The organism is Aestuariibius sp. HNIBRBA575, from assembly GCF_040932005.1.
Classification (GTDB): Bacteria; Pseudomonadota; Alphaproteobacteria; order Rhodobacterales; family Rhodobacteraceae; genus CANLNM01.
In genome coordinates this window covers 2,960,819-2,985,147 of sequence record NZ_CP162414.1, presented here as the reverse complement: position 1 = coordinate 2,985,147, position 24,329 = coordinate 2,960,819, and the positions used below count along the sequence as shown (strand labels likewise).

21 protein-coding genes are annotated in these 24,329 nt (G+C 57.2%); 8 read left to right on the top strand and 13 right to left on the bottom strand.

What is annotated here, in order from left to right:
• Positions 1–28 precede the first annotated feature (28 nt).
• From AB1F12_RS15010 to AB1F12_RS15000, 3 genes are read left to right on the top strand one after another with little or no spacing between them, the layout of a single operon-like run.
• On the top strand, positions 29–439 hold the full coding sequence (locus AB1F12_RS15010; RefSeq protein WP_368185174.1) for a CopD family protein: 411 nt from the start codon (positions 29–31) through the stop codon (positions 437–439).
• On the top strand, positions 439–1,134 hold the full coding sequence (locus AB1F12_RS15005; RefSeq protein ID WP_368185173.1) for a DUF599 domain-containing protein: 696 nt from the start codon (positions 439–441) through the stop codon (positions 1,132–1,134). The genes AB1F12_RS15010 and AB1F12_RS15005 overlap by 1 nt, the downstream gene beginning before the upstream one ends.
• Positions 1,135–1,187: 53 nt before the next feature.
• Complete coding sequence (locus AB1F12_RS15000) at positions 1,188–1,511, top strand: hypothetical protein (protein ID WP_368185172.1); 324 nt, start codon at positions 1,188–1,190, stop codon at positions 1,509–1,511.
• Here the strand turns inward: AB1F12_RS15000 and AB1F12_RS14995 are convergent, their stop codons facing one another.
• From AB1F12_RS14995 to AB1F12_RS14980, 4 genes are read right to left on the bottom strand one after another with little or no spacing between them, the layout of a single operon-like run.
• Positions 1,512–3,584 carry a hypothetical protein gene (locus tag AB1F12_RS14995; protein ID WP_368185171.1) on the bottom strand — a complete coding sequence of 691 codons (2,073 nt, stop codon included), beginning with the start codon at positions 3,582–3,584 and terminating at the stop codon, positions 1,512–1,514. It abuts the gene before it with no gap.
• The gene (locus AB1F12_RS14990; RefSeq protein WP_368185170.1) at positions 3,581–6,337 is read right to left on the bottom strand and encodes a DUF4159 domain-containing protein; all 2,757 of its coding nucleotides are present in this window, start codon (positions 6,335–6,337) and stop codon (positions 3,581–3,583) included. The genes AB1F12_RS14995 and AB1F12_RS14990 overlap by 4 nt, the downstream gene beginning before the upstream one ends.
• The gene (locus AB1F12_RS14985) at positions 6,337–7,164 is read right to left on the bottom strand and encodes a DUF58 domain-containing protein (protein ID WP_368185169.1); all 828 of its coding nucleotides are present in this window, start codon (positions 7,162–7,164) and stop codon (positions 6,337–6,339) included. Before AB1F12_RS14985 ends, AB1F12_RS14990 begins: the two co-directional genes overlap by 1 nt.
• A 38-nt stretch (positions 7,165–7,202) precedes the next feature.
• Positions 7,203–8,204 (bottom strand): AAA family ATPase, encoded by a 1,002-nt coding sequence (locus AB1F12_RS14980; RefSeq protein WP_368185168.1) that lies wholly within the window; start codon positions 8,202–8,204, stop codon positions 7,203–7,205.
• Positions 8,205–8,286: 82 nt separating this feature from the next.
• On the opposite strand from AB1F12_RS14980, the gene AB1F12_RS14975 reads away from it, so the two are divergent.
• The 4 genes from AB1F12_RS14975 to AB1F12_RS14960 all read left to right on the top strand — a co-directional run bounded on the left by AB1F12_RS14975 (position 8,287) and on the right by AB1F12_RS14960 (position 10,727).
• Positions 8,287–8,853, top strand: a complete 567-nt coding sequence (locus AB1F12_RS14975) for a DUF1285 domain-containing protein (protein ID WP_368185167.1) — start codon at positions 8,287–8,289, stop codon at positions 8,851–8,853.
• 2 nt (positions 8,854–8,855) lie between these two features.
• A complete protein-coding gene (locus tag AB1F12_RS14970) occupies positions 8,856–9,605 on the top strand; it encodes a hydroxypyruvate isomerase family protein (RefSeq protein ID WP_368185166.1) in 750 nt (249 codons plus the stop codon).
• A gap of 79 nt (positions 9,606–9,684) precedes the next feature.
• Positions 9,685–10,044 carry a VOC family protein gene (locus AB1F12_RS14965; RefSeq protein WP_368185165.1) on the top strand — a complete coding sequence of 120 codons (360 nt, stop codon included), beginning with the start codon at positions 9,685–9,687 and terminating at the stop codon, positions 10,042–10,044.
• Complete coding sequence (locus AB1F12_RS14960) at positions 10,044–10,727, top strand: helix-turn-helix transcriptional regulator (RefSeq protein WP_368185164.1); 684 nt, start codon at positions 10,044–10,046, stop codon at positions 10,725–10,727. Before AB1F12_RS14965 ends, AB1F12_RS14960 begins: the two co-directional genes overlap by 1 nt.
• A 34-nt stretch (positions 10,728–10,761) precedes the next feature.
• Here the strand turns inward: AB1F12_RS14960 and AB1F12_RS14955 are convergent, their stop codons facing one another.
• The 9 genes from AB1F12_RS14955 to AB1F12_RS14915 all read right to left on the bottom strand — a co-directional run bounded on the left by AB1F12_RS14955 (position 10,762) and on the right by AB1F12_RS14915 (position 23,180).
• On the bottom strand, positions 10,762–12,777 hold the full coding sequence (locus AB1F12_RS14955; RefSeq protein WP_368185163.1) for a von Willebrand factor type A domain-containing protein: 2,016 nt from the start codon (positions 12,775–12,777) through the stop codon (positions 10,762–10,764).
• Complete coding sequence (locus AB1F12_RS14950) at positions 12,774–13,310, bottom strand: RNA polymerase sigma factor (RefSeq protein WP_368185162.1); 537 nt, start codon at positions 13,308–13,310, stop codon at positions 12,774–12,776. The genes AB1F12_RS14955 and AB1F12_RS14950 overlap by 4 nt, the downstream gene beginning before the upstream one ends.
• A gap of 135 nt (positions 13,311–13,445) precedes the next feature.
• Positions 13,446–15,596 carry an esterase-like activity of phytase family protein gene (locus AB1F12_RS14945; RefSeq protein ID WP_368185161.1) on the bottom strand — a complete coding sequence of 717 codons (2,151 nt, stop codon included), beginning with the start codon at positions 15,594–15,596 and terminating at the stop codon, positions 13,446–13,448.
• Between the two features lie 100 nt (positions 15,597–15,696).
• On the bottom strand, positions 15,697–16,539 hold the full coding sequence (locus AB1F12_RS14940; RefSeq protein ID WP_368185160.1) for a TerB family tellurite resistance protein: 843 nt from the start codon (positions 16,537–16,539) through the stop codon (positions 15,697–15,699).
• A 123-nt stretch (positions 16,540–16,662) separates the two neighbouring features.
• On the bottom strand, positions 16,663–18,051 hold the full coding sequence (lpdA, locus tag AB1F12_RS14935) for a dihydrolipoyl dehydrogenase (RefSeq protein WP_368185159.1): 1,389 nt from the start codon (positions 18,049–18,051) through the stop codon (positions 16,663–16,665).
• Between the two features lie 21 nt (positions 18,052–18,072).
• On the bottom strand, positions 18,073–18,462 hold the full coding sequence (locus tag AB1F12_RS14930; RefSeq protein WP_368185158.1) for an MAPEG family protein: 390 nt from the start codon (positions 18,460–18,462) through the stop codon (positions 18,073–18,075).
• Positions 18,459–18,674: a hypothetical protein gene (locus AB1F12_RS14925; RefSeq protein ID WP_368185157.1), complete on the bottom strand. Its 216-nt coding sequence runs from the start codon at positions 18,672–18,674 to the stop codon at positions 18,459–18,461. The genes AB1F12_RS14930 and AB1F12_RS14925 overlap by 4 nt, the downstream gene beginning before the upstream one ends.
• A 51-nt stretch (positions 18,675–18,725) precedes the next feature.
• Positions 18,726–20,210 carry a 2-oxoglutarate dehydrogenase complex dihydrolipoyllysine-residue succinyltransferase gene (odhB, locus tag AB1F12_RS14920; protein ID WP_368185156.1) on the bottom strand — a complete coding sequence of 495 codons (1,485 nt, stop codon included), beginning with the start codon at positions 20,208–20,210 and terminating at the stop codon, positions 18,726–18,728.
• A 3-nt stretch (positions 20,211–20,213) separates the two neighbouring features.
• A complete protein-coding gene (locus AB1F12_RS14915) occupies positions 20,214–23,180 on the bottom strand; it encodes a 2-oxoglutarate dehydrogenase E1 component (RefSeq protein ID WP_368185155.1) in 2,967 nt (988 codons plus the stop codon).
• 74 nt (positions 23,181–23,254) lie between these two features.
• On the opposite strand from AB1F12_RS14915, the gene AB1F12_RS14910 reads away from it, so the two are divergent.
• On the top strand, positions 23,255–24,247 hold the full coding sequence (locus AB1F12_RS14910; protein WP_368185154.1) for a sulfotransferase: 993 nt from the start codon (positions 23,255–23,257) through the stop codon (positions 24,245–24,247).
• Positions 24,248–24,329: the final 82 nt, after the last annotated feature.

Genomic DNA, 24,329 nt, shown 5'->3' with positions numbered 1-24,329 from the left:
TCAGGTGCGATTTTGGCCAGTCAAAAGCATGGATTGGGTAAAAGTCATACACCTGCTGGCTGTGATGGGCTGGATGACCGGCATATTTTCGGTGCCGCGGGCGATTATCTTCTGGAAACGGGAATTCGCGGCATCCGGTGAATTTGGCCCCGCCGGGGATTTGACCGTGAGGCTTTATCGGTTTTCGGCCGGGCTGGGCGTGATTGCGATCATCACCGGTTTGATTCTGGCGTGGCATTGGAATTTTGCCGCTTGGATTTGGCTAAAACTGGCTTTTGTCGCAGCCTTGGCCGCGCATTACGCCTTTACTGGGCGGTTGGTGATCCGCGCCCGCCGTGGTGTTTTTAGCCACAGCGATCTGTTTTTGCGGATATTCAACGAAGTCAGCGTTTTTGGCACCATCGCGATCCTGATCGTTGTTGTGTTTAAGCCGTTCTGATGCCCAATTCACTTCTTGATATCATTCAGACCGTTTCCTGGATCGACTGGGGCGCGCTGGGGTATCTGTTGATCGGTGCTGTCCTGATCGGTTTGCTGATCGAAAATCCCCCCAAATCCCGTCCATCCGTATCGATGATCATGGCGGAATATCGGCGCGATTGGATGCGCACCTTTGCCACCCGTGAAGTCCGCATTTTTGACAGTCAAATCCTTGGGAATTTGCGGCAGGGAACATCGTTTTTTGCCTCTACCAGTTTGTTGGCCCTAGGGGCGGTTCTGGCCCTGATCGGGAACACGGAACCGCTATCGGGGTTGGCCTTGGAATTGGCCCAAGAAGAGGCGCCAGCATTGGTTTGGCAGGTCAAATTGCTGGTTGTGGCCTATTTCCTGATATCCGCGTTTTTGCGGTTTGTCTGGTCGCACCGCGTGTTTGGCTATTGTTCGGTTTTGATGGCCGCCACACCAGAACAGTCAGATGACCCAAATGTTGATGTAATGGCGCAGCAAGCGGCCGAATTGAATATCCGTGCGGCGGTGAATTTTAACCGTGGCTTGCGGGGCATTTATTTCGCTTTGGGGGCGTTGGCCTGGTTGCTGGGGCCCGCCGCATTGATTATCGCCACCACTGTGACCCTCTGGGTGCTTTGGTCACGGGAATTCAATTCGATCCCACGTCAGATCATTCTGCGCTAGTGCCTAACAGTTTCGTGATCCCAAATGTGATTTTTACGTGCTAAGCACCGCCTATGTGGAAATTATTACCTTTACTGATTGCATCCCCTCTGGCGGCTGATCCGCCGGAAATCCTGAATGTCCAAGTGTCCGAAACATCCGTTGCGGTGACATTGGTCCATCCTGATACGGGGTGGGATCACTATGCTGATGGCTGGCGGATCGAAGACGAGAATGGCAACGTTCTGGGCACACGGGTTTTGGCGCATCCCCATGTTGCCGAACAGCCGTTTACCCGGTCCCTGACGATCAGCGATCTGCCGGATCAGGTGTTTATCCGCGCCCGGTGCATCGTGGATGGCTGGAACGAAACGACGGTGGCGGTTCAGGTGCGCTGATCAGCGCCGCCGCCCTTCGTAGAGCCACGCACCGATCACCAGCAACGCAGATAACAGCAGAAACGCCCAAGAGGGCAGCGCCGGAAACACGGTGATATCTGCCGACCGATAGGCGTCGCGCGGGATGATCCCGATCCAGCCCCGCCCCGATGCCGGGCGTCCTTCGCGGATTGCGCGCACATCCAGATTGCCGTCATCCATCTGTGCGACGGCCCCGCGAAACGTGTCTGCCAATGGGGTCAGATCGTCACCGGTTGCAATGGTTTGCACAAATTCACGTGGTGCCGCTGGGCCAAGCGCGATCACGGCGCTCTGATCCGTATCCGCTAACCGATAGAGCCCCATTTCTGGCCCATCATAGGTCGCCTCAAACCGGCCCGGGCTGGTTTCACGCAGCGCGACGCTGGTTTCGCTGCCATCCGGGTTTTGCACGATGATGTCTTCGGCTGTGTCGGCCAAGGTGCGGCGGATAATCCGCATGCTTTGTCCGGTGGGTTCCGCCCAAAGTGTTTCTTCTTCCAGCTCGGGCTCTTTCATCATCCAATGGGCCAAGCGACGCAGCAATTCCAGCTGTGGCCCGCCGCCTTCATACCCGCGATTCCACAGCCAGACATGGTCTGATCCCAGCAAGGCCACACGGCCCTCGCCAACGCGGTTCAGGATCAATAGCGGGGAATCGTCGATCCCGCTCATGACAACGGATGCATCTTGGGCGGCGACAACCTCGACTTGGCGCAACCAGCGCCCCCAACCGGGTTGCCCGTCAGGGCCCATCGGCAAAAGCGTGTCCAGACCGGATGTGACGGGGTGGCGATGTCCCAATTCAGTGAGCGTCGGGGTAAATCCCTGTTCCATGATCCGCGCGGTTGGTCCGGCGGGCAACACATTGCCCAAAGGCGACCTGAACAGGCTGTCAGCCCCTGCAAAATCAGGTCCCGCTGCAATCAGAACCGCACCGCCGCGTTCCACGTAACCACGGATGTTTTCCAGATAGGACGACGGTAAAATCCCACGCCGTTTGTAGCGATCAAAGATGATCAGATCGAATTCATCGGTCTTTTCGAGAAACAATTCACGGGTCGGAAAGGCAATCAGGCTGAGTTCATCCACCGGCACGCCGTCTTGTTTTTCAGGGGGACGCAGAATGGTGAAATGCACCAGATCAACCGACGCGTCCGATTTTAGCAGGTTGCGCCAAGTGCGTTCGCCGGGATGAGGTTCGCCCGACACCAACAACACCCGCAGCCGATCCCGCACGCCGTTGATCTGAACCACCGCCGCGTTGTTGCGATCGGTCAATTCGCCCTCGGCGGTTGGGGTTTGGAATTGCAACACATTCATCCCGCCATGGGGCAGGGTGACGGGCAGTTCCAGATCTTCGTTGACGGGGATCTGAAATTCCAGCGGTGGAGCGCCGTCAATGGAAATGGACAGATCGACCAATTGGGTTTCGGTTGGGGCCGCGCCTTGGTCCTCTATGCGCAGGGTCAGGGTCACAGGTTCGCCCAGAATGGCAAAGGCAGGCGCATTTTGCACAATCAAACGCCGGTCCCAATCCGTGTCATGCCCCGATAGCAAAACATGCATGGGGGCAGGCAGGTTGGGGGCGGCATCCATATCATGGACCCGCCCATCCGTGAGTAAAACAATCCCGGCGATGCGGGCGCTTGGCTCTTCGGCGATGGCTTCGCCCAGGGCGGTCATCAGCCGTGTTCCTCCGTCGCCATCCGCATCCGGCACGCGCACGATGCGCAATTCGGTATTCGGGCGCTGGGTCACTTCGGATTGCAGGTTGCGCAACGCTGTTTCGGTCTGTTCTGCACGGTCAGACAGGGTCTGGCTGGCAGAGTCGTCGACCAGCGCGATGACGATGTCGGACAGGGCAATGCGGTCTTCGCGTTGGACGGATGGATTGGCGATCCCGGCCAGCAGCACCAGCGCGGCAACCATCCGAAAGATCCAGCCATTCAGACCCCGCCAAATGGCAAGGACTAGACCACAGGTCATCAGGCCCGCAGCGATCCAGATCACGGGCATCGGCACCAAAGGCGCTAGGATTATCGATGCATTCATTGGCCCAGCCTATCCAGTAGGTCAGGCACATGGACCTGATCCGATTTGTAATTCCCGGTCAGCACATGCATCACCAGATTAACCCCAAACCGCAGCGCGATTTCGCGCTGGCGTTCCCCGGCCATGCCGCGCCCCACAGGAAACATGCGATTGCCGGTTTCGTCGATGGCCCAGGCCGCAGCCCAGTCATTGCCGCCAATGACAATCGGGGTGACGCCATCGTTCAGATCACGAAACGGCATGCCTTCGGTCTGGGTGGCACCGGGGGGCGCTGCTTCGACCCAGACGTCGCGGCTGGCATAGCGGCCGGGAAAATCCTGTAACAGGTAAAACGACCGGGTCAGGACATGATCGCTGGGAATGGGTTCAAGCGCGGGGATGTCCAACGACCGGGCAATCGCCTGTAGATGCCTCCCCTCTGGGGAGGCGCCGCCAAATCCGGCGATATTTGCGTCGCGTGTGTCAAACAGGATCATGCCGCCAGTTTGCAGATACCGGTTCAGCTTGGCATAGGCATCACGGGATGGCAGGGCCTGATCAGGTGATATCGGCCAGTATAGCAATGGGAAAAAGCTAAGCTCATCGGTTTCGATATTCACCCCGATTGGGGCGGCTGGTTCTACGGATGTGCGGCGATATAGCGTGTCTGACAGACCAAATAACCCGCGTGAGGCGGCTTCGTCGATCCGGGAATTTCCGGTCAGAACATGGGCCAGTACCACTTCTGATGTGGCGCGAATGGCGATGTCATCGCTTTGGGCCTGCGCATCAGGGGCCAAGGACAGCGCCGCCAAAATCACAACCGCACTTTGCAAACGCGGCCCGCGCAATTTGCCCGATAAGGCGAGCGAGGCCAAAATATCCAGCGCCAACAGCGCCAATGCCCCGATCAACAACCAGCCTTTGAGCAGGGTTTCCCGCACCACGCCCAATCCTTCGACGCGAATGCGGTCTGGCCAAATTGCGGGGGTGATATCGGTGTTGTGGGATATGGTGTTCACCGCAATCCGCCGATCTTCGCCTGCGTAAATGCCGGGGGGCAGGTCCGCATCCGGTTGCCCCAAGGCCAGCCGTTCACCGGTCACGCCGGGGCGCGTTTCGGCAGGTTCAACATCGCCAAAGCCGGTCAGCACCCGTTCGATAGACCAGCTGGTGCCTGCCAGATCCTCGGCTGATTGCGCAGCGGGACGGGTGGAAACCGCGAGCCGTTCCAGCATCTGCACAAACAGGCCGGACAGGGGCAGGTTGGACCATTCCGCATTGGCCGTCACATGCACCAGCACGATCTGACCCTGCCCGTGGGATTTTTGGGTGACCAATGGCGTGCCATCGGCCAATTGCGCGATCACGCGGTCGGACAATGTGGGATCAGGCTGGGCGACGATTTGGGCGGTGACGGTCACATCTTCGGGCACTGGCAGGCCGAAAAATGGCGATCCTTGTGCAAATGGCGCCAGCGCTTTGGGTTCGCCCCAACTCATGGCGCCGCCGACTGTGCGGCCACCGGCGCGCAGGCGCACGGGCATCAGCGGGTCTTCGTCGACGCGGCTGATGTCACTGGCGGCCAAACGTGGACCGGCGAACCGCAACAACAATCCGCCTTGGTCCAGCCAATCCAGCATGGCGGTTTCTTCGGCAAAGGACAGCCCCGCAACATCGGCCAATATGATCACATCCGGGTTGGCCAACAGCACATCATCCAAGGTGCCGTTGATCAGGTCCGCCGTGGGGATCAACGCCTGTTCGAGATAATGCAGCGGCGACAGCAATTCGATTTCTTCGCTGTTTTGTCCGCCTGCGATCAACGCAACTTCGCGGCGTTTCAGGGCGTCATCGGTCAATGTAACCGCCCCTGCTGACCGGAGCCCGGTCAATTCAAATCGGGTGATCCGATTGCGCAATTCAGGCGGCAATGACAGGTCGAGTTCGGCCTCAAGTTCGCCAGCCTGCCATGTGATGTCGGATTGTGCCAGACTGCGTTCCCGCCCAGCCGGATCCAGCCCGATGGTCGAAATGCGCGCGGTGGCGGCCCCGACATCAACGGCCCGTGCGGCGGTCAGTTTGATCACACCATCCTCAAAGCGGGCGGGGCGCAGGGCCAATACGGGTCGGTTGCTTTGATAGGCGGTGACAGTGCCGTGGGTTTCCAGCGCGCTGAGCAGATCCATCCGACCATCGCGGGTGACGCCGTCTGACAACCAATAGGTTTCAAAATCCCCGGTCAGCGTGGCCAGCCAAGTGGCAATGGCATCCGCATTTGGTGCCCAGGCATTGGGGGTAAATCCGGGCAATCGCTGGGTGATGGCATCTGCGGCGACAAAATTAGGCCCCTCTGCAGGCAAATCGGTCAGGCTGATCAGATCGACCTGACGCCCGTCGCGGGCCGCATCCGCCAGCAACCCTTCGATCCGGTCCAAACGGCGTGGCCAGTCGCGTGCATCCGCCCATGACCCATCCACGAGGATCAGCAAAGGACCGGTTCCGCGGCTGTCATCGGTCGGGTTCAAAACCGGCCCGGCAAAGCCCAAAATCATCGCCGCAACCGCCAACATGCGCAGCACCAACAACCACCAAGGCGTGCGGTCGGTTTGGCTTTCGTCATCTTGTAAGCCCAAAAGCAACGCCACACCCGGAAATGCGCGGCGGATAGGCGCGGGGGGCACGGCGCGCAGCAGCACATACAGGATTGGCAAGGCCAGCAACCCAATCAGCAGGGCGGGGGCGGCAAATCCGATCGGGCCGACGGTCCACATTAGCGATGCTCCAACGTGTTGAACAACCACAACAAAGCCGCAGAAGCGGGGTCATTTGTGTGATGCGTTGTGATCTGAAAATCGGTGGCACGGGCCAGTTTGGTCAGCGCGTCTTTGCGCTGCGCCAGCCGAGTCAAATACCGATCCCGCAACTGACCGGCATGCAATGTTTCATGGGCGATGGTTCCGCCGATGCTCTGAAATACGGTGCGGCCGTGGAATGGAAACTCTTCTTCTTGGGGGTCCAGAACCTGTAGGATTGCGCCGCGAATGCCGCGTTCGGCGGCACTGGTCAGGGCCAGTTCCAACGGGGCCAAATCCCCCATGAAATCAGAAATGAACAAGGCGCGTGATTGGGGCAGCAACCCGGCGGTGCCGGGATATGCGTAATCTTCGGGCGCGTCGGTGGTTAGCCGTGTGGCCAGCCGGTTCAATTGTTCGCGACCATTGCGGGGCGGCAGGGTGTCGCCGGCCAATCCCACCCGTTCGCCACTGCGCAGCAACATGATCGATACGGCCATCGCCAATAGGCGCGCGCGGTGCAATTTGGTCGGGATGTCGTCGGTTGACGCGAACCGCATCGACGCGCCCTGATCGACCCATAGCAGCACCGATTGCGCCACCTGCCATTCGCGTTCTTTGACAAAGGCACCATCGGCCTTGGCTGACCGCCGCCAGTCAATATGGCGGGCTTCGTCCCATGGCAGGGCGGGTCGGTATTGCCAAAATGCGTCGCCTTGTCCTGCTTTTCTACGGCCATGTGCCCCCAGCAATACGGTCGAGGCAAGATGTTCTGCCTCGGCCATAAGCGGGGGAAAGGGGGCCATTAAATCCTCGGCCTTGTGGCGTAGATCAGCAGGGTTTGTCACGCAGCGGCCTCAACCTTGGTGATGTGGGCGGCGACCTGATCGATGACATCGGGCAGGGTGGCACCACGGGCACGTGCGGCAAAAGACAGAGCCATGCGATGGGTCAAAACCGGTGCGGCCAGTTTGCGTACATCATCGGCGTTGGGCGCCAAACGTCCGTCCAGTAATGCCTCTGCACGTACCGTTAGCATCAACGCCTGAGCCGCGCGCGGGCCAGGGCCCCAGCTGACGGTGTCGCGCACGATTTCGGGTGCAGATGGATCATCCGGGCGGCAGGCGCGCACCAGATCCAGGATCATTTCCACAATCGCATCGCCCACCGGCATCCGGCGCAACACAACCTGCGCGGCCAGCAACTCATCGGCGGTAAAGACCGCGGTGGCGTCGTCTTCGGCTGTGCCGGTGGTGGCGATCAGGATGTCCTTTTCGGTGTCACGATCTGGGTATGGCACGTCGATCTGCACCAAAAACCGGTCGAGCTGTGCCTCTGGCAGGGGATAGGTGCCTTCTTGTTCAATCGGGTTCTGGGTGGCCAAAACGTGGAACGGTTTGCCCAACGGGCGATGTTGGCCGGCGATGGTCACTTCGCGTTCCTGCATGGCCTGCAACAGGGCCGATTGGGTGCGTGGCGATGCCCGGTTGATTTCGTCGGCCATCAACAACTGACAGAAAACCGGTCCTTCGATGAACCGAAACTGGCGGCTGCCATCTGCGGATGTTTCCAGAACTTCGGACCCCAGAATGTCGGCAGGCATCAAATCGGGTGTGAATTGGATGCGGTTTTCATTCAACCCCATCACCGTCGACAACGTATCCACAAGGCGGGTTTTGCCCAATCCCGGCAGGCCCACCAACAAGGCATGCCCCCCTGACACCAATGCAGACAGCGTCAGGTCAACCACACGATCCTGTCCAATGAACCGCCGCGCAATACTTTGGCGTGCTTCGCCCAGCTTCGCCCCTAGGCCTTCAATCTCGGCAACAAGCTCTTCTGCCATGGCAATCTCTCCTGTCGAAATGTAACATCGGTATCAGATCAGATAAACGCCCGGACCCCAACGGCAAATTCAGGAAAAACACATGAGTTTGAACGCATCGGCAGAAAGCCTCGCATCGGCGGCCCGTCAGGCCAGCAAAAAAGGCCCACCCCCGGTTGATAAATGGAACCCGCCATTTTGTGGGGACCTGGATATGCGGATCGCACGCGACGGCACGTGGTTTTATCTGGGAACCCCGATTGGGCGCTATGAATTGGTCAAACTGTTTTCGTCCATAATCCGCAAGGATGGCGACGATTTTTTCCTTGTCACGCCGGTGGAAAAGGTCGGCATCACGGTGGATGATGCCCCGTTCGTGGCCGTTGATTTTAACAGCGTCGACAATGGTTTAGAATTTGTCACCAATGTCGAAGACGTAGTGGTTGCGGGGCCCGATCACCCCATTCGGGTGGTGCGGGATGCTGAAACGGGCGAACCGTCGCCCTATATTTTGATCAGACGCAATCTAGAGGCGTTGATAGATCGCAAAAGTTTTTATCGATTGGTGGATCTGGGCGAAACACAGACCGTGGATGGGGCGGACTGGTTCGGGATCACATCACAAGGGACCTTTTTTCCGATTATTTTGAGTGAGGAGTTAGATGTTTAACTATGCCGCGATTTTGTGCCAATTTGACGATGCTATTCACAGAAATGCCATTGCTGGAACGCCCCGAAGCCGCCGCGCGGGCCGGATTTAAATCGGTCGAGCTGCTGTTTCCATATGATACCAACGCCGCAGAGCTGGGCAGTGCTTTGGCGCGGTCTGGTCTGTCTTTGTCGTTGATAAACTGTCCGCCGCCCAATTACACCGATGGGCCACGTGGGTTTGCCGCGATCCCCGGGCTTCAATCGCGGTTCCGGCAGGATTTCAAACGATCTTTGCGGTATGCGACGGTTCTGGGGGTGCAGCATTTGCATATCATGGCAGGTGTTGCAGAGGGCGAAGATGCGCGCAAAACCTTTGTTGAAAACCTGACATGGGCGGCCTCGGTCGCCCCAAAACAAAGCCTGACCATCGAACCGATCAATTCAATGGATATGCCGGGATATTTCCTGTCCAGTTTTGATCAGGCCATGGCCATTCTGGATGAAATCAACGCGCCCAACCTGCACCTGCAATTTGACGCCTATCACGCGTATCACATCACAGGCGATGTATTGGGCACGTGGGAAAATGTGCGCCGTCGCACGGTGCATGTTCAGGTGGCGGGCGTGCCGGGGCGGCATGAACCACGCGCAGGTCAAATCGACTATCCGGGGTTCTTTAAGAAATTAGATGCAGACGGATATGACGGGCTGGTCAGCGGTGAATATCGCCCGGTTGCAGGGACGATGGATGGGCTGGACTGGATAAAATGACGTTCTCCAAATCCTGCTGACACTATGCTGTCAGTAGGGCTGTGCCAAAAGGGGACATCGACATTTAAAGGAGAAACCGATGTCATCTATGCCTATTGTTGTCTGGACCGAAATCCCTGTTTCCAAATTGGACAGCGCCATCAGCTTTTATAACGAAGTGTTCAACTGGGACATGCAGATCAACACCGATTCCCCCAATCCAACGGCCGTTTTGGGCGGTCGGATGGATACGGTTGCCGGGTCCCTGTTTGAGGGCACGCCGGGCACCGGGACCGTGATCCACATCGCGGTTCCTGACACTCTGGAAGCGACGCGCGACCGCTGTACCGCTGCGGGTGGCAAAGTCACCAGCGATATCGTCACCCTGCCTGTGGGCCGGTTTGTCTATGCCAGCGATCCTGACGGCAACGCGCTGGGCCTGTTTGAGGTCGCAGCCTGATGCGGCGCGCCGACCGTCTGTTTCAGATTGTCCAATACCTGCGGGGTGGGCGATTGGTGACGGCGGCGCAGCTGGCAGATCGCCTAGAAGTCACGACCCGGACCGTTTACCGGGACGTGGCTGATCTGATCGGGTCAGGCGTGCCCATCGAAGGCGAAGCGGGTGTCGGATATTTGATGCGGGACGGCTATGATTTACCGCCGTTGATGTTCACCAAAGACGAAATTGTCGCGCTTGTGGCGGGGGCGCGGATGATCCGGGCATGGGGCGGGGCCGAAATGGGCCGCGCCGCCGAAGAGGCGCTGGTCAAAATCGAATCCGTGTTGCCCGATGAGGCCCGTTTGCGCGCCGCGCGCGTGAAAATCGATGCGTTTTCCGTTTTTGCCATGGACGAAGCGATGCGCATGTTGGTGGACCGTTTGGAAGCGGCCTGTGATCAGCAGATCAAGCTGGCGCTGGGTTACAGCGATGCCGAAGGCGAGGTCACGCAGCGCGATATTCGCCCGCTTGGGCTGTTGTTTTGGGGGCGGACCTGGACCTTGGCGGCCTATTGCGAAAAACGCCAAGATTTCCGTATGTTTCGTCTGGATCGCATGGATCACGTCGAAGAGCGCGGCCCGTTCAAAGACGAAAAGGGCAAGACCTACCGGGATTTCTTTGCCCGAAAGCGACCCGAGATGTGACCCGGATCGCAGTGATTGTTTGAGCCAATAAAACCTATTGCTCAGACAGGCTTTGGGCGAGGCGCATCAATTGCACGGCCTCGGTGCGATAGCCAAACGGATCGTCGCCACGATTGGCATTTGCCAACGCAATCGCATCCCCGTAGGACCAATCGTCGATATAGTCATTGGACCGCAGCAATTGCCCAAATCCCGCCATGGCAACCGCAAAGGCCTGTTCGGTATTGGCCACATCACCGGGCAGGATCGGGGTTTCGATCAACTGACTGACATCTTGGCCCGGAGTTTTGTAGCGCAACCGCAAAAACCCCAGTTCATCGCTGTCCGTCGCGGTTTGGGTGGGTTGATACCGCAGCGGATCGGTCAATTGCGCGGGCGATCCAACGGGCGTGACTTCGTAGATGGCGGTCACGTTGTGGCTCGCGCCCAATTCCCCGGCATCCACCGCGTCATTGTTGAAATCTTCGCGGTTCAACTGGCGGGTTTCATAGCCGATCAGCCGGTATTCTGCGATCTGGGCCGGGTTGAATTCAACCTGAATTTTCACATCATTGGCGATGGGGAACAGCGCACCGGTCAGTTGATCAACCAAAACTTTTTGGGCTTCGTTCAGCGTATCGATATAGGCGGCCTGACCGTTGCCGTTTTGGGCCAAGGCCTGCATCGTTGCATCGTTCAGATTGCCCCGTCCAAAGCCCAGCACAGACAGATATGTGCCGGTGTCACGTTTGTCTGCGATGAAGTTTTCCAACCCAGATGGGTCAGACACACCCACGTTAAAATCCCCATCCGTGGCCAGAATCACGCGGTTCACTTCGCCGTCTTGTGACATGTCCGCCGCGATGGCATAGGCCTGTTCCAGACCACCCTGACCGTTGGTGGACCCACCCGCGCCAAGGGATGAAATGGCCTGCAAAATGGCCTGACGATCACTGGCGGCCGTGGGGGCCAGCACCTGTCCGGCACTGCCCGCATATTCGACAATCGCCACTTCGTCATCGGGATGCAGGTTGTCCAGCATCAGGCGAAAGCTTTGTTTGAGCAGCGGTAATTTTGACGGATCGTTCATAGACCCGGACGTGTCGATCAGAAACACGAGGTTCAGCGGCGGGCGATCCTCAATCGCGGGCATGGTGCCCTGGATCGCGATATGAACCAGCTGCGTGTCGGTGTTCCATGGGGTTTCAAACACATTCACGGTGGGGCGGAACGGCGCATCGTCCAGCGTTCCGGACGGGTAGTCATATGGGAAATAGTTGATCAATTCCTCAACCCGTACGGCATCTGGATCGGGCAGAAACCCACGGCTCAGGCTGTTGCGCAGCAACGAATAAGACGCGGTATCCACATCGATGGAAAATGTCGAAACGGGGTCGGTCGCCGTGACCTTAAGCGGGTTTTGATCGGCGTTGGCATAGGTTTCGGCGGTTTCGCTAAAATGACTCGTTTCTAAGTCTACCGCAGCAAGCGCACCGACATCCGCAGATGGGCTGAAAAACTGACCGCCCATGTTCAATGCGTCCTCTTGAGATAGGGTTCTGGCCTGGCTTTCAGCCATTATTGGTTCGGCGTGAATTTCCATTGCCACTTGCGGTAGGGGATCTGACACGGCTTGATCATTGCCCAAATCGACTTGTGCGACATCATTGGGCACAATCAGATCCGCCACAGGTTCCGTGCGGCGGGTCAGGTTTGTGACCTCTTCGGCCTCGGCAATTGTCAGAGGGGTGTTTGTTGGGATTGATGGCTTCCACATGTCCTGACCAAATGGGGTCAGCACGATCACACCACATGCAACGATTGCAGTGGTAAAGGTCAGCCCGGCGCGGGACGTCAGTGTATTCAGCATTTGTTTTGCTCCTGTCCAGAGGCCCATCGGGCCAGCTACAGGATTGGAACGCGGCTGATCCGTCGATCCTTGGCGCATTTCGAAATTTTTCTGCGCGAGGGCCAGATTTTCTGCCTTGCGGGTCGCGTTTGGGGCCGGGGACGCAGTGCCAAACAGGGCTTTCAGGTCATCAAGTTCATCGCCATTGATATCGTCGTTCATGATGTGCCCTCCTTTTCTTTTTGGGCGCGCAGGGCCTTGCGGGCCTCAGATAAGCGCCACGAAATTGTGCCTTCGGATACGCCGAGGATTTCGCCGGCCTGGGCGTGGGTCATGTCATCCAGAACCAGAGCCAATGTATCGCGCAAATCCGGGGGCAATTGCGCCATCGCCGCCCCAAGCCAGTCAGATTGCACGCGGTTTTCGGCCAGTTCTGCCTGTCGCGCCTTTTCCCAATCCCCCCAGCCGGTGGCGGCTTTGGAATGGGTTGACTGACGGCGGCGGCGATCATGGGCGGCATTGACCGCAACGCGGTAGAGCCACGTGGTGACCTTGGCGCGGCGCTGATATTGCCCCAATTTTGCGGGCAATGCGGCGCAAATATCCTGTGTCAGGTCCTCAGCCTCTTCGCGATTGCCGGTCAGACGATAACACAGGCCAAACAATCTGTCATAGACACGCGCCAAAAGGGTGGCAAAGGCGTTGCCATCCCCATTTGCCGCCGCAAAGGCCAAATCTTCGTCGCTTGCTTCCATCAACATCACCCTATGGGACGTGTGCGGCAGGTCAATCCTTGGAAAAATCTTAAAGTTTTTCAGAAGCGGTTGGATTCAAACAAAAAACACGGGGGACCAAAGCCCCCCGTGCGATTTTTTCAAATGTATTTGGTCTTAATCTACTTGGCCGATCGAAAAGAACAGCGTTTCGCCAGAATGGTCGTCAACGCCGTCATTGTCGGTGGACACAAACGCCGTGCCGTCAGACAGGATGGCCAGACCTTCGACTTTGTCCTGAACGTAGCCGTTTGTTTGCAGCAGATCAGGGATCAGGTCGCGGACCTCTTCTTTGGTGACAACCGGTAGGTCGCCGCCCAACGCGGCCGGAACCATGTCAGACAGGGCAACGCGGTAAATGCGTTTGGTGACTGCGGCGGCGCCGATCTGATTGTCGCGTTCGATGATATAAACGTAATCCCCATGCGCGACGATTTCAGACAGACCCACCCAACCGGTGTCTGGGTCCGCTTTGGGGTACAAAACCGCGCCCCATTCTTCGGTTTCGATGTTGTAAGACACTAATTTGACGTGGTTTTCTGGATCATCACGCCATTCGCGCTGAACGGCCATCCACAATGTGTCGCCAATCAGGGTGATGCCTTCGAAACCAAAGCGTTTTTCGACATCCATCAGTTCGGATGGCAGGCCGATTTCATCCTGAATTTCGCCGTCTGCGTCAATGTGATAGATCGCATGTGGGGTAACGCGATCCGTGCGCCCCTCAGAGGCGACCCAGAACCCGCCATTGCCGTCCAATGTGATGCCTTCCATGTCCAGTTTCTGGGCAGGGAAACCCGCGCGTGTGACGTCGATTGCGTGGGTGATGCGGGCCGGAGTTTGGCTGGGATCGATTGCGAAAATGCGGGGTTGTTGACGGTAAAAACTGTCATTCACGGCATAGATCATGCCGTCCGCATCGGCCACCATGCCAGAAATGGCACCCCAGCCGATCAGCTCGTCTGCGCCTTCTGATGTCAGCATTGGGTATTGTGCGGCACCTTCGCCATATTCAAAGATCATAACATGGGCGCGCGCGCCGCCATCTTCGATCAGGTCAACTTCGTTGGCTGAAATCAACAGGTTGCGGTCAGGGATCGCAGCGTAACCCTCTGGCCCGATACCCGAGGGCAACAATTGCATCAGCACAGGTGCGGTTGGGTCGGTTGCATCATAAACGCCCACAACACTGGCGCGTTCTGCCCCAACAAACACCATCGGCGTGCCGCCAAAGGTGGCTGTTTCGATGGATTCAGGTTCGACACCTTTGTTGCCGGACCGTTTTTCTGGGTAGTGGCCGATTTGAACAATGGCATGTTCAAAGCTGACGCCGGATTCATAGACTTCGGATCCGTCTTTGTTAAAGATTGTCCAACCGCGGCTGCCGCCATCCATGTCGCCTTCGTTGGCGATGGCGAAATTGGTGTCGTCCAGCCATTTCACCGCGTCTGGTTCCCGCACGCGGCCCGGCTGGGACCCGGTAAAGGTCAATGCGCGTTCTTCTGGGATGTCGATGTTTTCCAGATCAACTGCGCCCGCGGAAAAATGGTTCAGGATGGTGCCGTCACGACCTACAACAACCAAGTGGTTGTTTTCCTGCATGGTCACAATCGTTTCACCCAAACCGTTGATGTCGACGAATTCGGGCTCTGGGTCCTCTGGACTGACCTCGGCCAGACCTGTCATGTCGATCTGGTTCAGGCTGTCGCAGTTCAGCCCTGTTTCAGCCGTGTCGACCATGACCAAGAAACCCGCAGGCAATTGACCGGTGCGGCCATCGCCCAGATCTTCGTCACGTTCGTTTTCGATCGCCACAGACAGAAAAGCGCCGTCTTTGGAAATCGCGATACTGTCGGGCTGACCGCCCAGATCACACCGGCCCAGCTCTTCTCCGGTTTCCATATTGATCGCGGCCAGATGACCCGATGGATCGGTGTAGCTTGCGGATGTGTTCACGCCCACAAACGCCGTCATGCCAAATACGGCAACCGAAGTCGGTTCGCCATCCATCGCAAAGGACCCTTTGGGTTGTGGGTTTGCCGCATCGGTCAGGTCGATCAGGCCCACAGCTTTGTTGGGGCTGTCGGTGTAGATCAATGTCATGCCATCGGCGGATGCTGCGATGATTTCGGCAGAGGTTTCGGCCGATTGATCCTCGATATTTGTGTTGGTCGCAAAGCTGGCAATGCGGTTAAAATTCATGTCAGCGGTTGCGGTGGACGCAACGGCGACCAATGCGGTCGTCAGATATAGAAACTTGGTGGACATGATATCCCTTCCCCAGTTGAATTCGGATGGGCTGGGGATGCCTTTGATCGTTAACTATTGTGTAACGTGTCGGTATCAGTTTTATGAAATTGTCGGTGCCCTAGGCAGGATTAGTTTGCGCCAAATGCCCGCTGATCCGTTGCAAGGCGGATCTGAATTCCGGTCCCCGAATTTGCAAAGCCTGCGCGATTTCGCTGACCAGACTATGTTCGCGTGGATCCATTTGGCCATCAGCGACAGCGATGTTGAGCGAGGCTTCCATCACCACTTCTTTTTCGCCGGGTTTCAGGTCCTGTCCCAGCAAAGACGGATCAATGGGATCGTCACGCATATCACGCAGCAACGTGTTGATCTGGCCAAAACTGATGGACTTTCCGGTCAGGCGGCTCATGATAGAAGAGATTTCTTTGACCTCGCGTTCGTCAATTGTGCCATCCGCAACGGCCACGTGGCACATAGCGGCCAAGGTTTGCATTTCCGCCTCTTTGGAGAGGCGACGGCGGGGTTTGGATGATCGGCTGCGCAATCCGATCAGGATTTTGAACATCAAAACAATCGCGCCAAGGATCAGCCAGGCATGCCCGGCCATCAATTCTTGGGCGGACAATTTGGGGGTCGCGGGGATATCTGCCGGGATCAGGCCCATATCCTGAAAATTGGTCATCTGTTGCGATGTAAACGGGATATATTCATCCCCCTCACACCCCGTTTCCGAGATCGCGTAACCGTCCAGCGTGGTATAGACCGGCACAAACAAAAAGGTCATTTGTTCGACCAGATGACATAAGGAATAGGACCCGCCTGATGACATCGGCAATGTGGTTTCTGATCTGAACTGAAGATCCAGCCCCCAGCCCCCAATGCCACCTGCACGCCGGGCATCTGCGGTTGTTGCGGAAATGGCCAATGCGCTGGCCAAAGCAATCCGTGTCACATGTTTCATAACCGGTCCCTCATCCTACGGTTGATGGCAGGTTAATTCGGCAATGTGGCGTGAATTGGGGCGCAAAAAGGAGAAAGGGCAACCTGATTAAGGCTGCCCTTTGTCGTGAAATTTGGGGGGCGATCAGGCGTGAATGGCACCGTCGCCGCAGGCCATGGCGGCTTCGCGCACGGCTTCGCTAAAGGTGGGGTGCGCATGACAGGTGCGTGCAATGTCTTCGGCGGCAGCGCCAAATTCCATGGCCATGCAGATTTCATGGATCAATTCACCAGCCGCTGGACCAATCAAATGTGCGCCCAAAACGCGATCGGTGTCTTTGTCCGCGAGGATTTTAACAAACCCTTCGGCCGCCATAGAGGCACGCGCCCGGCCATTGGCCATGAACTGAAACTTGCCAACCTTATAGGCGCGGCCTTCTTCTTTCAGTTGCTCTTCGGTTTTGCCCACGGACGCAACTTCGGGCGCGGTGTAGATCACGCCGGGGATCAGGTTGTAATCCATATGTGGTTTCTGACCGGCCAGCATTTCGGCCAGAATGCCGCCTTCGTCTTCGGCTTTGTGGGCCAGCATCGGGCCTTCGATGACGTCGCCGATTGCATAAATGCCCGGCACATTGGTGGCGTAATGCGCGTCGGTTTTGATCTGGCCACGTTCGGTCATCTCAACGCCCAACGCCTCCAGCCCCAGCCCGTCCACAAACGGGCGACGCCCGGTGGCGACCAACACGGTGTCGGCTTCGATCACGTCCTCAGCGTCGTTTTTGCGCAGTTTGTAATGTACTTTGGCTTTGGTTTTGTTGGCTTCGACTTTTTGCACGGCCGCGCCCATGACAAAGTTGATGCCCTGCTTTTTCAGCATGCGTTGGAACGTGCGTTGCACTTCGCCATCCATGCCGGGGGTGACGCTGTCGAGGAATTCCACCACGGTGACATCCGCGCCCAGACGTTTATAAACCGACCCAAGCTCAAGCCCGATCACACCTGCGCCGATCACCACCATTTTCTTGGGGATTTTGCCCAATTCCAGCGCGCCGGTGGATGTCACGACAACCTTTTCGTCGACCTCAACACCCGGCAACGCAGATGGTTCGGACCCGGATGCAATGATGATGTGTTTGGCCTCATGCACGTCATCGCCAACTTTGACCTGACCGGCGGCGGGGATGGAACCCCAGCCTTTCAGCCAGTCAATTTTGTTCTTTTTCATCAGGAATTCGACGCCAGCTGTGTTGGCATCCACCACTTCCTGTTTGAACGCCAGCATCTGTTTCCAATCCACTGACGGGCTTTTGCCTTTTAGGCCCATATGCGCAAAGTTATGTTCCGCTTCGTGCAGTTGATGGGACGCGTGCAGCAACGCCTTGGAGGGGATACAGCCCACATTCAGGCAGGTGCCGCCCAGGGTTTCGCGCCCTTCGACGATGGCGGTTTTTAGGCCCAATTGCGCCGCACGAATTGCGCAGACATAGCCGCCGGGACCGGCTCCGATTACGATGACGTCATAGCTGGACATGGATGTCTCCTTTGAACGGGCCTAGATCAGGGCCGAGAGTAGCATGAGGGTGGTGGCACCAAAGCCAACGCACCAGATGAGGGTCCGCCACGGGGTTAACCCGAACATATAGGCGGGGATATATGCGATGCGCGCGGCCAGATAGGTCCATGCGCAAATTGCGGTCAGGCCGGTTGTTTTGTCGCCCAGTGTCACCACCAAAGCAGCGATCGAAAATAGGATCAAGCCTTCGAAATGGTTGTTCATCGCCCGTTGCGCCCGCCCGGCATATCCTGACAAGGTCACCGGTTTGTCGCGCGGTCCTAGGGCCACACGTGGCGTGACCTGCATGTTGGCCAACACGGAATAGAGCATGAATTGCACCACTTGCAGCAGCGCCGCGAGGGTGAGGATGACAAGTTCAGTGGTCATGGATGACGCTCCGCGGTTTGGGCTCCGCAATTGCTGCAAAGAATAGCAACACCTTTGTCGCGTTTCTCAATCTGCCATTCCGCCCCGACTTTGGCCGAAATATAGCCCGGTTTTGAACCGGACGACCCCGGCCCAACCCCAATGATCCATTTGATCGCGGCGGTTTGGCCACAATCCGGACAGGTCAGAGTTTGAGGTTTCAGATAGGCCACTGCGTCACTCGTTGATAGATGGGCCCGACATAAGCCGAGCCCATGTTTGGATTACAGATCCATCAGCAGGCGACGTGGATCTTCGAGCGCTTCTTTGACGCGCACGAGGAAGGTCACAGCGCCTTTGCCGTCAACGATCCGGTGGTCATAAGACAGCGCCAGATACATCATCGGACGGATCACAACCTGACCGTTGATGGCCATGGGACGGTCCTGAATTTTATGCATGCCCAGAATACCGGATTGCGGGGGGTTCAGGATCGGCGAAGACATCAGCGAGCCATAGACGCCACCGTTTGAGATGGTGAATGTGCCGCCCTGCATTTCGGCCATGGACAATTTGCCGTCACGGGCTTTGGCGCCTTTTTCGGCGATCGCTTTTTCGATTTGGGCGAATGACATCTGATCGGTGTCGTTCAGAACCGGCACAACCAGACCTGTCGGCGTGCCTGCCGCGATGCCCATATTGACGTAGTTTTTATAGACGATGTCTGTGCCATCAATTTCGGCGTTCACTTCTGGCACTTCTTTCAGGGCATGCACGCAGGCCTTTGTAAAGAAGGACATAAAGCCCAGTTTGACACCATGTTTCTTCAGGAACAGGTCTTTGTATTCGTTGCGCAGCGCCATGACCTCGGTCATGTCGACCTCGTTATAGGTGGTCAGCATCGCGGCGGTGTTTTGGCTGTCTTTCAGACGGCGCGCGATGGTTTGGCGCAGGCGGGTCATTTTCACACGCTCTTCGCGCGCGGCCTGATCAGCGGCAACGGGTGCGCGCGGGGCGGCTGCGGGGGCAGGCGCGGCGGCTTTGGGGGCGGCAAGTGCAGCCATCACGTCTTCTTTCATGACACGGCCATCTTTGCCGGTTGCAGTGACGGCGTCGCGTGAAATCCCGGCATCGGCCATGGCTTTCTTGGCGCTGGGCGCGTCTTCGACGTCTTTGCCGGTTGTGGCCGGCGCGGCTGTCGCAGCGGGCGCGGCGGCTGGTGCAGCCCCGGCATCGGTGGACATGATTGCCAATTTCCCACCGGCTTCGACGGTGGACCCTTCATCGGCCAAAATCTGCGTCAAAACACCGGCCGCAGGGGCGGGCACTTCGACGGACACTTTGTCTGTTTCCAGCTCGCACAGCATTTCGTCGGCGACAAACGCTTCGCCCGGTTTTTTGAACCATGTGGCGACGGTTGCCTCGGTCACAGATTCACCCAAAGTCGGGACCATCACGTCCAGGCTTTCCCCACCAGAGGATGCCGCCGGGGCAGCAGCCGCGGCAGGTGCGGCGGCAGGGGCTGCGCCCGCACCTTCGGACAGGGTGGCCAGCAGGGCGTCAACCCCAACGGTGTCGCCTTCGGCGGCGATGATTTCACCCATCGTGCCAGCAGCGGGGCTGGGCACTTCGACGGTGACTTTGTCTGTTTCCAGCTCACAGAGCATTTCGTCGACGGCAACGGCATCGCCGGGTTTTTTGAACCAAGTGGCGACGGTGGCTTCGGTGACTGATTCACCCAATGTTGGGACGCGTACTTCGATTGTCATGGCTCAGTTTCCTTCCATGCTCAGCGCGTCATTCACGAGCGCTGCTTGTTGGGCTTTGTGTTGTGATGCCAGACCCGTCGCGGGCGAGGCAGAGGCAGGACGACCCGCATAGGCAGGGCGTGTTGTATCGGCTTTGATCCGGGTCAAAACCCATTCGATATTGGGTTCGATAAAGGACCAAGCGCCTTGGTTTTTGGGTTCTTCCTGACACCAGACCATTTCAGCGCCTTTGAACCGTTCCAGTTCTTTGACCAATGAAATGGCAGGGAATGGATAGAATTGTTCGATCCGCAGCAGATAGATGTCGTCAATCCCACGTGCATCGCGCTCCTCAAGCAGGTCAAAATAGACCTTACCGGAACACATCACCACCCGTTTGATTTTGTCATCGGCCACCAAGTTGGTGTCGGAATTGCCCTGTTGGGCGTCATCCCACAGAACCCGGTGGAAACTGGACCCGGTGGTGAAATCCTCAGAACGGCTGACGGCCAGTTTGTGGCGCAGCAGCGATTTCGGGGTCATCATCACCAGCGGTTTACGGAATGACCGGTGCAGCTGACGGCGCAGGATGTGGAAATAGTTCGCAGGTGTGGTGCAATTGGCCACGATCCAGTTATCGCCGCCGCACATTTGCAGGAACCGTTCCAGACGGGCCGAACTGTGCTCGGGGCCTTGGCCTTCGAACCCGTGGGGCAGCAGCATGACCAGACCGGACATACGCAGCCACTTGGCTTCGCCGGAACTGATGAATTGGTCAAACATGATCTGCGCCCCGTTGGCGAAATCGCCAAACTGCGCCTCCCACAGGGTCAGCGCGTTTGGTTCGGCCAGCGAATAGCCATATTCAAAGCCCAACACCGCATATTCCGACAGCATCGAATCGATAACTTCGTATTCAGCCTGACCTTCGCGGATATGGTTCAGCGGGTAATAACGATCCTCTGTTTCCTGATGCACAAACCCGGAATGGCGTTGGGAAAACGTCCCGCGGGTGGAATCCTGACCGGATAGACGCACGGGGTAGCCTTCGGTCAACAAAGATCCAAACGCCAACGCTTCGCCGGTTGCCCAGTCAAAACCTGTGCCGGTTTCGAACATTTTGGATTTGGCTGCCAGCAGACGATCCACGGTTTTATGCAGCGCATAGCCATCCGGGGCAGAGGTCAACGATTGACCGATTTCCGCCATGGTTTCCGGTTTGATCGCTGTTGCGCCGCGCTGATAATCATCGTCGTTTTGCTTGTCCATATGGGACCAGCGCCCATCCAGCCAGTCAGCTTTGTTGGGTTTGTAGGTTTTGCCGGTCTCAAACTCATCATTCAGATAGGCTTGGAACTTGGCTTTCATGTCTTCGATTTCGCCTTCGGGCAGCAGGCCATCTTTGACCAAACGATCCGTATAAAGCGTCAGCGTTGTTTTCTGTTTTTTGATCTTTTTGTACATGATCGGGTTGGTGAACATGGGCTCGTCGCCCTCGTTGTGACCAAACCGACGGTAGCAGATCATGTCGATCACGACGTCTTTGTGGAATTTCTGACGGAATTCCGTGGCCACGCGAGCCGCATGAACAACCGCCTCTGGGTCGTCGCCATTGACGTGGAAAATCGGCGCTTCGACCATCAAAGCGATATCCGTTGGATAGGGCGAAGACCGAGAGAAATGCGGCGCTGTGGTGAACCCGATCTGGTTGTTCACAACGATATGCATCGTGCCGCCGGTTTTGTGACCGCGCAGACCGGACAGGCCCAGACCTTCTGCGACCACACCCTGACCGGCAAAAGCCGCATCGCCGTGCAGCAAAATGCCCATGACAGATGTGCGTTCGGTGTCACCCAATTGGTCCTGTTTCGCGCGTACCTTGCCCAGAACAACGGGGTTCACCGCCTCTAGGTGGGATGGGTTTGCGGTCAGCGACAGGTGCACTGCGTTGCCATCAAATTCGCGATCCGAAGACGCGCCAAGGTGATATTTCACATCGCCTGACCCATCGACATCCTCGGGCTTGAACGATCCACCCTGAAATTCGTTGAAAATCGCGCGGTAGGGTTTGGACATCACATTGGCCAGAACCGACAGACGGCCGCGGTGTGGCATGCCGATCACGATGTCACGAATGCCCAATTGACCACCGCGTTTGATGATCTGCTCCATGGCTGGGATCAGGCTTTCGCCGCCATCCAGACCAAACCGCTTGGTGCCCATATATTTGACATGCAGGAATTTTTCGAACCCTTCGGCCTCGACCAGCTTGTTCAGGATCGCCTTACGTCCATTTTGGGTGAACGTGATTTCCTTGCCGAACCCTTCTATGCGTTCTTTCAGCCAACCGGCCTCTTCTGGGTTGGAAATATGCATGTATTGCAGGGCAAATGTGCCGCAATAAGTGCGTTTCACAATGGCAAGAATTTCCGCCATTGTCGCCACTTCGAGGCCCAGAACATTGTCGATGAAAATCGGGCGGTTCATATCCGCGGCGGTAAAGCCGTAGGACGCTGGGTCCAGTTCAGGATGCGGGGTCTGATCACGCATGCCAAGAGGATCCAGATCAGCGACCAGATGGCCCCGAATTCGATAGGCCCGGATCAGCATCAGCGCGCGCAAACTATCAAGCACAGCAAGGCGAACCTGCTCTTCGCTGACCTCAACGCCTTTGTCTGCGGCCTTGGCTTTGATTTTGTCACCGGCGGCTTTGGCATCTTTGGGATCGGCGGGCCATTGGCCATCCAGCGCAGCTGTCAGGTCATCATTTGGCGCCGGTGGCCAATCGTTGCGCGCCCAAGAGGGACCTGCGGCTTCGGCTTTGGCATCTGCAGGGGCATCCCCCAAGGCGGCAAAGAAATCCCGCCAGCTTTCATCAACAGCGTTGGGATTATCGGCATATCGGGCATATAATTGCTCAATATATTCCGCGTTATGCCCTTGCATAAAGCTAGAAGCATGGAAGACGTCGTTTGGGCTTTGATCTGTCATTTTCATTTCCTCGCAGAGGCAGACATAGTGATGAAGTGGCCTAACATAAGATTAGTTGAGGCGTCGTTAGCGTGGTGCCGATTGGCAAACGGTCCCAATTGGGGTGTTGCATTGGCGGCTGGACTTTGGATATTGGGCGCATTGATTTCAGCGATATAGGCACCGTTTTTATGCAGCCCAATTATCTTTTTGTTGTGGGTGCGCCCAAATGCGGCACGACCACAATTGCGCATGTGCTGGGGCGTCATCGCGATGTCTGTTTGGCCGCATCCAAGGAACCGCGTTTCTTTACGGATTATGGCAGCCGCACATGGCATGGCCCCATGGGACAGGCTTTCGCTGAAAGCATGGTCACGGACCGCATCGCGTATGAGGCTGAGTTCGCCGCCAACCCGCAGGCCGCCTGGCGCATTGATGCGTCCACCGATTATCTGAGCTGTCCTGCCTCGGCCGAAATGATCCGGGACTTTGCCGATTCCATTGCCCCGGCACACGTTCAGGTGGTGATTGCCGTGCGCGACCCGGTGAAACGTATTTTGTCCGAATACCGGCATACGACCCGCGACGGGCATGAGCGGCTGACATTGATGCAATCGATGGCCGCCGAACCGGATCGGATCGCGGCGGGCTGGCATCCGCTGTTTCATCATATGGCGCGCACGCAATACAGCACCCAGATCGCTCGGTATCGATCCGTTCTCGGGGATCGAGTGACGATTGTGGATTATCACAGTCTTGATGCGGAACTGGACCGGATTTGGGGGCTGATGAACCTGACGCCAGTTCCGATTGAGGCCACACCGCGGATGAACACCAGCCACAAACCCAAATTGCGATGGGTGCGCAAAATCCTGCGAAATCAGACCACGCTGGCTACTGCGCGCGCGATTGTTCCTAAATCCATGCGCCGTGGTATTCGTCAGGGGATCGAGACCGCGAACACCGACAGGTTGGTTGCAACCGATGCTGATGTAATCGCGCTCAGACAAATGCTTGGCCCGGAAATTCAGAGATGCCTCGACGATCCATTGATCCCGACATCGGCGTGGAGTTTGGGCGAAACCTGATTGTTTGGTTTCCTTGTTATCGTCAAACTCACCCATTGCCAGGGCATCGGCCCGGCAGTCTGGGAAAGTCAGATAATCACAA